Annotated in this window: 10 protein-coding genes; 7 read left to right on the plus strand and 3 right to left on the minus strand. The window is 40.0% G+C overall.

Annotation, left to right across the window (positions count from 1 at the left end; all coding sequences use genetic code 11):
* Positions 1 to 37 precede the first annotated feature (37 nt).
* On the minus strand, positions 38 to 1,330 hold the full coding sequence (locus tag MWU84_RS11425; protein WP_246901610.1) for an aminopeptidase P family protein: 1,293 nt from the start codon (positions 1,328 to 1,330) through the stop codon (positions 38 to 40).
* 186 nt (positions 1,331 to 1,516) lie between these two features.
* Between MWU84_RS11425 and MWU84_RS11430 the strand changes: the two genes are divergently transcribed.
* Positions 1,517 to 3,238 (plus strand): M28 family peptidase, encoded by a 1,722-nt coding sequence (locus tag MWU84_RS11430; RefSeq protein WP_246901611.1) that lies wholly within the window; start codon positions 1,517 to 1,519, stop codon positions 3,236 to 3,238.
* 69 nt (positions 3,239 to 3,307) lie between these two features.
* Here MWU84_RS11430 and MWU84_RS11435 read toward each other — a convergent pair whose 3' ends face one another.
* On the minus strand, positions 3,308 to 3,673 hold the full coding sequence (locus MWU84_RS11435) for a hypothetical protein (RefSeq protein WP_246901612.1): 366 nt from the start codon (positions 3,671 to 3,673) through the stop codon (positions 3,308 to 3,310).
* Between the two features lie 387 nt (positions 3,674 to 4,060).
* Between MWU84_RS11435 and MWU84_RS11440 the strand changes: the two genes are divergently transcribed.
* From MWU84_RS11440 to MWU84_RS11465, 6 genes are all read left to right on the plus strand, one after another.
* Positions 4,061 to 4,738 (plus strand): succinate dehydrogenase cytochrome b subunit, encoded by a 678-nt coding sequence (locus MWU84_RS11440; protein WP_246901613.1) that lies wholly within the window; start codon positions 4,061 to 4,063, stop codon positions 4,736 to 4,738.
* Between the two features lie 12 nt (positions 4,739 to 4,750).
* Positions 4,751 to 6,766: a fumarate reductase/succinate dehydrogenase flavoprotein subunit gene (locus tag MWU84_RS11445; RefSeq protein ID WP_246901614.1), complete on the plus strand. Its 2,016-nt coding sequence runs from the start codon at positions 4,751 to 4,753 to the stop codon at positions 6,764 to 6,766.
* A gap of 38 nt (positions 6,767 to 6,804) precedes the next feature.
* Positions 6,805 to 7,167 (plus strand): four helix bundle protein, encoded by a 363-nt coding sequence (locus MWU84_RS11450; RefSeq protein ID WP_246901615.1) that lies wholly within the window; start codon positions 6,805 to 6,807, stop codon positions 7,165 to 7,167.
* 109 nt (positions 7,168 to 7,276) lie between these two features.
* Complete coding sequence (locus MWU84_RS11455) at positions 7,277 to 8,023, plus strand: succinate dehydrogenase/fumarate reductase iron-sulfur subunit (protein WP_246901616.1); 747 nt, start codon at positions 7,277 to 7,279, stop codon at positions 8,021 to 8,023.
* Positions 8,024 to 8,140: 117 nt separating this feature from the next.
* A complete protein-coding gene (locus MWU84_RS11460; protein ID WP_246901617.1) occupies positions 8,141 to 8,614 on the plus strand; it encodes a very short patch repair endonuclease in 474 nt (157 codons plus the stop codon).
* Between the two features lie 30 nt (positions 8,615 to 8,644).
* Positions 8,645 to 9,802 carry a methionine aminotransferase gene (locus MWU84_RS11465; RefSeq protein ID WP_246901618.1) on the plus strand — a complete coding sequence of 386 codons (1,158 nt, stop codon included), beginning with the start codon at positions 8,645 to 8,647 and terminating at the stop codon, positions 9,800 to 9,802.
* Positions 9,803 to 9,829: 27 nt separating this feature from the next.
* Here the strand turns inward: MWU84_RS11465 and MWU84_RS11470 are convergent, their stop codons facing one another.
* The gene (locus tag MWU84_RS11470) at positions 9,830 to 10,156 is read right to left on the minus strand and encodes a GNAT family N-acetyltransferase (protein ID WP_348647867.1); all 327 of its coding nucleotides are present in this window, start codon (positions 10,154 to 10,156) and stop codon (positions 9,830 to 9,832) included.
* Positions 10,157 to 10,261: the final 105 nt, after the last annotated feature.

The raw sequence follows: 10,261 nt of genomic DNA on the forward strand, positions 1-10,261 counted from the left end.
GCTCTTTTAAGACATCATATACCGCAATAACCCAAATCTAGGTATTCATTAGTTCCTCGATCTCCTCCACTTCAATAGGAATATTTGCCATTAGGTTAAAAGGAGCACCTTTTTCTTGGATTACCACATCGTCTTCCAATCTTATGCCCATCTTTTCATCAGGGATATATATCCCGGGTTCTACCGTATAGACCATGTTGGCCACCATAGGTGTTTTTAAAGCCCCATAATCATGGGTATTCAATCCAATATGATGGCTGGTACCATGCATAAAGTATTTTTTATAGGCAGGCCAGTCCTTATCCTCATTTTGTACATCGGCCTTATCCAGCAAGCCCAGTCCCAATAGTTCGGAAGTCATTAATTTACCTACTTCCTTATGATATTCCCCCCACATAGTACCAGGTACCAACATGGCCGTAGTATCATTCTTTACCCGTAGTACGGCTTCATAAACAGCTTTCTGCCTTGGCGTAAATCTGCCGTTGACGGGAATGGTACGGGTTAGATCGCTGGAATAATTGGCATACTCAGCTGCTACGTCCATCAACAACATATCCCCATCCTTACATTCGCGGTTGTTTTCTATATAATGCAGTACATTGGCATTGTTGCCCGAAGCAATTATAGGAGTATAGGCAAACCCTTTGGACCTATTACGGATAAATTCATGTAGTAGTTCTGCTTCGATTTCATACTCCATTACCCCTGGATTTACAAATTGCAATAGACGCCGGAATCCCTTTTCGGTAATATTGCAGGCGGTCTGCATCAGGTCAATTTCCTCAGGCTCCTTCACCCCTCTAATTTCCTGTAAAATTGGACTGCTCTTGGCCCATTGGTGTGCAGGAAAATCCTGTTTGCATTTTATAATAAACCTATCTTCCCTGGTTTGGGTCTCTACAGCCTGACGGTAATGTTCATTGGTATTAAAATAAACCGTATCTACTTCTGTCATTAGGTCAAAGAATATCTTATCAAAATCCGTTAACCAATAAACCGTTTCTATACCTGAGACTTCGGTGGCTTTATCTTTGGTCAATTTTTCCCCTTCCCAAACGGCTATATGCGCATTGGTCTCCCGAACGAAAAGAACCTCTCTATGTTTTTTGTCAGAGGCATCCGGATACAACAATAAAATGGTCTCTTCCTGATCGGCACCACTTAAATAAAATAAATCCCTATTCTGTTCAAAGGGCATGGTGCTGTCGGCACCAATGGGATAAACGTCATTCGAATTAAAAACAGCAATACTTTTTGGCTTCATTTTGGCCATAAATTTCTTGCGGTTCTTTATAAACAAATTGTTCTCTATTTGTTGATATTTCATGTTTATGCTTTTGCTGCCAAATTTAATAAAATAGGAAAGGCTTTACCCACAAACCGTTAAATGAATTTTAAAAACAGCCCTTTCCATGCATGGAAATTTCAATTTATCATATCTTCGCCTTTCCATTTTGTAAAGAAGTAGCAACCTGTCCAAATTTATAATGCTCCTCATAATCTGGCTATCATTATGACCAAATTTTCGCTCTTAGTATTTATCAGTGCAGTTACCCTAGGTTGGGCGCAAACCAACAATTCTGCCGTTACCACGGACGATTACTTAAAAGTCCTAAGGAATAATATTACCGGGGAACAGGCTTATGAAACCACGGCATTTGTTGAACAGCTTTGGCGCGTGGTAGGCAATGAAGGTTTTAACAAAAGCATCCATAAGGTTGCGACAGCCTTGGAAGCCACAGGCTATATCTTGGAAGAAAAGGCATCCAATACCGATCGTTTTACCTATAGAATCGAAAAAAGACCATTAGTACAACCCACTTGGGAAATTTTAGACGCAAGTATTACCCTTGCTGGAGATAATGAACCTTTGTTGTCCTATGCTTCCAATAGAAATATGGTATATATAAATTCAACTTCGACCCCCAAAACTGGAACCACTGCCGAAGTAATTTATGTTGAAGGCTTGGATAATCTTCAAAAGCTGTCCATAAATGGGAAAATTATTTTTGCGGAAACCAACGCCATTGAAATTTATAAAGAAGGAGTTTTAAAACAAGGAGCCCTTGGAATTCTGAGTTATGACAATCCGGCCTATTTACACCCCCAGAAAAACGTGAATTCCATTCAATTCCGAAGCTTGCCCTACGACCCAAAAAATACATGGGGCATTGCCCTTTCCTATAAGGCCAAGGAAAAGCTGAAGACTGCCTTGGAAAAAGGAAAAGTATATACCAAAGTAGCCATTTCTAGCAAAATATACCCTTCAGAAGAGCTAACCTTGGTAGCCAATATAAAGGGCTCCGAAATTCCAAAGGAACGATTTGTCTTCAGTGCCCATGTGCAGGAACCCGGAGCCAACGATAATGCTAGTGGAGTGGGTGCCCAATTGGAAATGGCCACAGTTGCCGCCAAATTAATCAAAAAAGGCGGCATTGATACGCAGCGGACCATGACCTTTCTTTGGGGTGATGAAATTGTATCAACAAAAAGATATCTTTTAGAAAATTCTGAAAGAGCGAAAAACATTAAATGGGGATTAAGTTTGGATATGGTTGGGGAAAACACTGCTATTACCGGAGGTTCTTTTTTGATCGAAAAAATGCCAGATCCCAGTGCCATTTGGACCAGGGGAAAAGACAAGCATACGGAATGGGGAGGTAAGTCGCTCTCCCTAGAGGATATGACACCACATTATTTAAATGACTATACGATCCATAATTTTATGAAACAGGGGAAAACTGCCCAGTGGGAGGTTAAAACCAACCCCTATGAGGGTGGTAGTGACCATACCCCATTTTTGGAAAACAATATTCCCGGATTGCTGCTTTGGCATTTTACCGATCAGTTTTATCATACCGATAATGACCGAATAGACAAGGTATCACAGGAAACTCTTAAAAATGTGAGTATTGCTGCCTTGGCAAGTGCCCTAACTTTAGTGAACGGTGATTCCTATACGGCTGTGGATATTGTTCAAATAGTCAGGGATGCCGCAACGAACCGACTATCAGCGGAATTTTTGCTCGGCGAGAAATCAATTAAATCCGGGAATTCGGTAGAAAAGGAAGTATCCATAATGAAGGCCTGGAAAGATTGGTATTTAAAGGCCATCGCATCCACTACCGACTTGGCATCCCCAGAGAACACGGTAATTTTGGATAAAGCCATTTTAGAGGCCCAAGCCATTATTGAGGGCCAGTCCAAAATGTTTATTGAGGAATTGGAGAAATGAGGTTAGCAGCATATTTTTAGTTTGTACAAAAAAAGCGAATAGGCTTCCAGCACTTCCCTCTTAAAACCATTAGGCTATTTGATCTATATTGACCATTATCATAAAGCTCCAGAGCAATGCTGCCCATAACCAAAGAATAAACACATATGAAGCAATAAGCAGTGCTTTGGATTGGGTTATTTTTTGAATATAGTACCATGCCACCGCGCCAAACACAAAACCAAAAGACCACAACATCCCTACCATGATAACACTGGGCCACACCCAATCGCCAGTCCAATCATTTAAGGTAGGATAGGATGAAAACAAGAAAGAAACCGGATAATATAACAAACTTCCCAAGACCCCCATACTCAAAAGACCCAATACTGCAGTTATAAAAAACGCAACTAAAGAGAATTTAATATTAAAAGACCAGCTTTTCCAGAATACCATTCAATTATTCCAATTTATATTTCGGTTAATCTTTAACGCTTGTAAACCGATAAAAGTATGGGCCTACCAAATGATATTGAGCAATTTAACAGGAAAAAACCTTCATAATAAACTAAAAGTACATTGAGATTCTGAGTTAGCACTTTTCTCCAAATCACCGTTCCAATTACATATGCTTGCTGAATTACAAGATATTAACAATGATTGCTCAAGGAAAATATTTCCATTATCCAACTATTTCTGAAATTTGACAAAAAAAGATTTTCTAATATTTCCTTACTTTAATTGTGGATTTCTTTAAATTGGTTCTAAATACTGTACATAAATTCAACAAAATTTGTTGGTAACTCGTTTGTGGAGTAAATTTGCAATCAAAACAAATAACTAATGAGTGGATTTCTAAACTCTTCTATAGGCAGAAAGTACACCATGGCCCTTTCCGCCTTTTTCTTAATGATTTTTATCCTTCAACATTTTGCCATTAATATCCTATCTGTACTAAGTCCGGATACTTTTAATGAAACCTCACATTTTATGGGTACCAATCCCTTGGTACAATACGGGTTGCAGCCTGTATTGCTTTTTGGGGTTATTTATCATTTTGTTATGGGATTTATATTGGAAATAAAGAATATAAATGCCCGTGCCATCAAGTATGCCAAAAACAATGGTGCTGCCAATTCCACTTGGATGAGCAGGAACATGATATGGAGCGGTGGCTTTATCCTTGTTTTCTTGATCATTCATTTCTTGGATTTCTGGTTTCCTGAAATAAACACAAAGTATATTCAAGGGGACATGTCTGGCCTGTTAGCCGATGGTGAAGGTTACCGTTATTACGAAGAACTGGTCCACAAATTTGAGCCTATATGGAGGGTTGCCCTTTATTGTATAGGTTTTGTGTTTCTTTCATTGCACCTACTTCATGGCTTTAGTTCAGCATTTCAGTCTGTTGGTGCCAACAATAAATATGTAAAAGGGTTAAAAGGATTTGGAAAAGCATATGCTGTTTTAATTCCGTTAGGATTTATTTTCATTGCACTTTTTCACCATTTTAACCATTAATAATACAATTCTATGTCTGTATTGGATTCTAAAATACCAAAAGGCCCATTAAAGGATAAATGGACTACCTATAAGGATAAAATAAACTTAGTTAATCCTGCCAATAAGCGAAACATCGACGTTATTGTTGTCGGTACCGGTCTTGCAGGAGGTTCTGCTGCTGCAACCTTGGCCGAGCTAGGTTATAGGGTTAAGGCATTCTGCTATCAGGATTCCCCCCGAAGGGCGCATTCCATTGCGGCCCAGGGTGGTATTAATGCTGCTAAAAATTATCAAGGGGATGGGGATTCTACCTATCGCTTGTTCTATGATACCGTAAAAGGTGGGGACTACCGTTCCCGAGAGGCAAACGTGTACCGTTTGGCAGAGGTGTCTACCAATATCATTGATCAATGTGTGGCACAAGGGGTGCCTTTTGCCCGTGATTACGGTGGATTATTGGATAACCGCTCGTTTGGTGGTGTTTTAGTTTCGCGTACTTTTTATGCCAAAGGACAAACAGGCCAGCAATTGTTGTTAGGAGCCTATTCCGCCATGAACAGACAAATTGCCCGTGGTAAGATAGAAATGTTTAACCGCCACGAAATGCTCGATGTGGTAAAGGTAAATGGCAAGGCACGTGGTATTATAGCCCGTAACTTGGTTACCGGTGAAATTGAACGACACTCTGCGCATGCAGTAGTAATTGCCTCCGGAGGATATGGAAATGTTTATTTCCTTTCTACCAATGCCATGGGGTCCAATGCCACCGCGGCCTGGAAAATACACAAAAAGGGGGCATTTTTTGCCAACCCATGTTATACCCAAATTCACCCTACCTGTATCCCAAGATCTGGAGACTATCAATCCAAACTGACCCTGATGTCCGAGTCATTGCGTAACGATGGCCGTATATGGGTTCCAAAAAAGATGGAGGATGTGTTGGCCATTAGGGAAGGAAAATTAAAACCAACCCAATTGAGCGAGGATCAAAGGGATTACTATTTGGAAAGAAGATATCCTGCCTTTGGTAACCTGGTACCACGTGATGTGGCCTCCAGGGCAGCGAAAGAAAGATGTGATGCCGGTTTTGGAGTAAACGCTACTGGGGAAGCTGTATATCTGGATTTTAAATCCGCCATTGAAAGGTACGGTTTGGAACAGGCAAAAATCCAAGGAATTCAAAGTGCTTCCAAAGAAAAAATTACTGAGCTGGGTGAAGCAGTTGTAGAGGAAAAATATGGCAACCTGTTTCAGATGTACGAGAAAATCGTAGATGAAAACCCGTATAAAACTCCAATGATGATCTATCCAGCAACCCATTATACTATGGGCGGTGTTTGGGTAGATTACAACCTAATGACCACCGTTGAAGGTTTATATTGCATAGGCGAGGCCAATTTCTCCGATCACGGTGCCAACCGTTTGGGAGCATCTGCCTTAATGCAAGGCTTGGCCGATGGTTATTTTGTATTGCCATACACTATTGGGGATTACCTGTCCCATGAAATTAGGACCGGAAAAATTCCAACCGATACGCCAGAATTTGACCAAGCCGAAAAAGAGGTAACCGAAAAAATCAATTTCTTTGTCAACAACAATGGATCCCATTCGGTAGATTATTTCCATAAACGTTTGGGCAAGGTTATGTGGGATAAATGCGGTATGTCCCGAAACGCTGAAGGCCTAAAAGAAGCCATTTCAGAAATCAAGGCAATCCGTGAAGAATTTTATAAAGAAGTAAAAGTCCCCGGATCAGCCAATGAAATGAATCCGGAATTGGAGAAAGCAGGACGTGTAGCAGATTTCTTGGAATTGGGCGAATTGTTTGCCAAGGATGCCCTAATGCGAGAGGAATCCTGTGGTGGACATTTCCGCGAAGAGTCGGTAGAAATCGATGGAGAGCAAAAAGGGGAAGCAAAACGTAACGATAAAGACTATGCGTTCGTAGCAGCCTGGGAATACAAAGGGGAACCTTCAGATGCCGTTTTGCACAAAGAGCAATTGGAATTTAAGGATATAGAGTTAAAACAAAGAAGTTACAAATAGGTGTTTGTAAAGAAAAAAGAGAAGAGAAAAAAGACTTAATGGCCTTTCGTCAGCGACATAATTATAAAAATTTGAAAATCTGGCAATTGGGGTTAGAAATTGCAAATGATATTTCTGATATTTTGCAGGAATTTCCCAAGCACGAAAAATTTGATTTGAGTAATCAATTAAGCCGTTGTTCAATTTCGATGCCGAGTAATATAGCTGAAGGATCTGCAAGAACAGACAAGTCATTTTCTTATTTTCTCGATATTTCTTTAGGTTCATCATTTGAATTTGGCACTCAATTATTAGTTGCACGCCACAGAAAATATATAGACGAACAAACTTTAGAAAAGTTAGAAGTAAAGAATGAGGAATTCCAAAAAATGACAATGGGATTCCAAAATAGTTTGCAGTGATAAAGAGGTCTATTTTCTTAACTCTTATTTCTGTATTCTGTAACTAAACTTTGATTACAAAACTTAATTATGAAGATTCCGAAAGGAGCTTTTTATTAACAAGAACAATATGAATCTTACATTAAAAATTTGGAGACAGAAAGGACCACAGGACAAAGGTAAAATGGTCGATTATAAAGTGACTGATATTTCAGAACACATGTCTTTTTTGGAAATGATGGACGTTTTAAACGAACAGCTAACCAATAAAGGGGAAGAGCCTGTTGCCTTTGACCATGACTGTCGCGAAGGTATTTGTGGTATGTGCTCTATGTATATCAATGGAGAAGCCCATGGACCCGATAGAGGGGTTACCACATGTCAGTTGCATATGAGAATGTTCAAGGATGGTGACACCATTACCATTGAACCATTTAGGGCAAAAGCCTTTCCGGTTATCAAGGATTTGGTCGTTGACCGTAGTTCTTTTGATCGTATTCAACAGGCTGGTGGTTTTATTTCCGTCAACACCTCAGGTAATACAGTCGATGCCAATGCCATTCCTATTGATAAGCACGCGGCCGATGAGGCCATGGATGCCGCTACCTGTATTGGTTGTGGGGCCTGTGTAGCTAGTTGTAAAAACTCTTCGGCTATGTTGTTTGTAGGGGCCAAAGTATCCCAATACGCATTACTTCCACAAGGACAGGTAGAAGCAACGGACCGAGTTAAAAATATGGTTGCCCAAATGGATTTGGAAGGTTTTGGAAACTGTACCAATACCGGTGCTTGCGAGGTGGAATGTCCGAAAGGAATTTCCCTGGAAAACATTGCCCGTATGAACAGGGAGTATTTCAGTGCCAGTATAAAAGGCTAGTACGATAGTACGGGTACGGATTAAAATATAATTTATTATCCACAGAAACAGACCCCATCCCTTTTCAGGAATGGGGTTTTTGTTTACTCATATTTTAAAAATCCAGTATCTTTAAGTATGAAGAAAGAATATCAGGAAGAAAGGATAATTGTCCCACGCTTTAATGAAGAGTCCGGCTTCTATACCACGCCGCAACGCTCCAAGATGATGGGAAAGATACGAGGTAAAAACACCATCCCAGAATTGAAATTTAGAAAGGCCCTCTGGGCCGAAGGATACCGGTATAGGATAGACTACAAAAAGTTGATCGGTAAACCGGATATAGTCCTAAAAAAGTACAAAACGGTTATTTTCATTGATGGGGAATATTGGCACGGCTACAACTGGGAAGAAAGGAAACAAAAAATTAAAACCAATAAAGAGTTCTGGATTCCGAAAATTGAACGTAATATTCAAAGAGACCAAGAAGTTAACCATGAACTACGACAGTTGGGCTATACGGTTTTTCGCTTTTGGGAACGGGAAATCAAAAAAGAACTGGACCAATGTCTAAATCAAGTTATTCTCCATTTACAAGCACAGCAATCCTAACCTACTTATAAAAATTTTAAACGATCTTCAATGCCCAGGTATAAACACAAAATATTCTCCAAACTGCCCAAAGTTAAAACTACGATTTTTACCACTATGGGCCAATTGGCTCAGAAGCACAGTGCCATAAATCTTTCCCAAGGCTTCCCCAATTTTGAGCCCGATCCTTCCTTGATAGATTTGGTAACACTGGCCATGAAACAGGGATACAACCAATATGCCCCCATGGCCGGGGTAATGGAACTACGGGAAATGATTTCCGAAAAAGTTGAACGTCTCTACAATAGGCATTATGACCCAGACAAGGAAATTACGGTAACTATTGGCGCCACTCAGGCTATTTTTACCATCATTTCGGCATTTATTCGCAGTGGAGATGAGGTAATCGTTTTTAAGCCAGCATACGATTGTTATGAGCCTGCAATAGCAGTTAATGGAGGCATTCCGGTTTTTGTACAACTAAACAATACCGATTTTAAGATAGATTGGAAGGTTTTTCGTTCCAAACTTACCCCCAAGACCAAAATGGTCATCATAAACACTCCCCACAATCCCAGCGGTACCATTTTCTCCAAGGAAGATTTGCTTGAACTGCAAAGGTGCCTTGAAAATACTGATATCATTGTTATAAGCGACGAAGTATACGAACATATTGTATTTGATGGTCAGGAACATGAAAGTGCTTCTAAATTTGACGGACTTGCCTCCCGCACCTTTGTGTGTGGTTCCTTTGGAAAAACCTTTCATATTACCGGTTGGAAAATGGGATATTGCGCGGGTCCGGCCGAACTGATGCACGAATTCCGAAAAACCCATCAATTCAACGTGTTTAGCGCGGACCATGCCGTTCAAAAAGCTTTGGCCACATATTTAAAATACCCTCAACGCTATTTGGGTTTAAACCAATTTTATCAAGAAAAACGGGATTTATTCCTTCAAGGATTATCTACCTCAAGATTTAAAATAAAACCTTCCCAAGGTACTTATTTCCAATTAGTGGATCATAGTGATATTACACAAGAACCGGACGAAGTCTTTGCCGAACGCCTGGTAACGGAACACAGAATAGCCAGCATTCCCATTTCCGGGTTTAACACTAAAGGGATCGACAATCACTTAATAAGATTCTGTTTCGCCAAAACTGACGAAACTCTGAAAAAGGCCACCGAAATTCTCAGCAAGCTGTAAATAAAATTATTTTGTGAAAAACCTCGTTTAAATATCCAGCCGCAATAGCCAATCCGTTTGCTCATCACTTCCAATAAAATAGGGATGGCTCCCAAACTTATAGAACCCCAGTCTTTGATAAAATTTAATGGCCTTGGGATTGTGTTCCCAAACACCGAGCCACACATAATACCTATTTTTAGCTTTGGCCATGGATATTACCTGCGCCAGTATCCACTCCCCAATTCCCTGGCCTTGAAATTCGCTCAATACATAGATACGCTCCAACTCTATGGACTCCCTGTCCTTAATATCGGATTGGGCTTCATTTTCATTCAATTTTATGTATCCCACCAAACTGGAATCCTTATAAATAAAATAATAGCACTAGTGTCCCATTAAAATTGGGACGTTTTAAAAATTAAATAAATTTGGCCCATTAAGCCTATTTCGTTCTTTGTCATTTTGAAATTTAGTTTT

Source organism: Arenibacter sp. F20364, assembly GCF_023015905.1.
GTDB lineage: Bacteria > Bacteroidota > Bacteroidia > Flavobacteriales > Flavobacteriaceae > Arenibacter.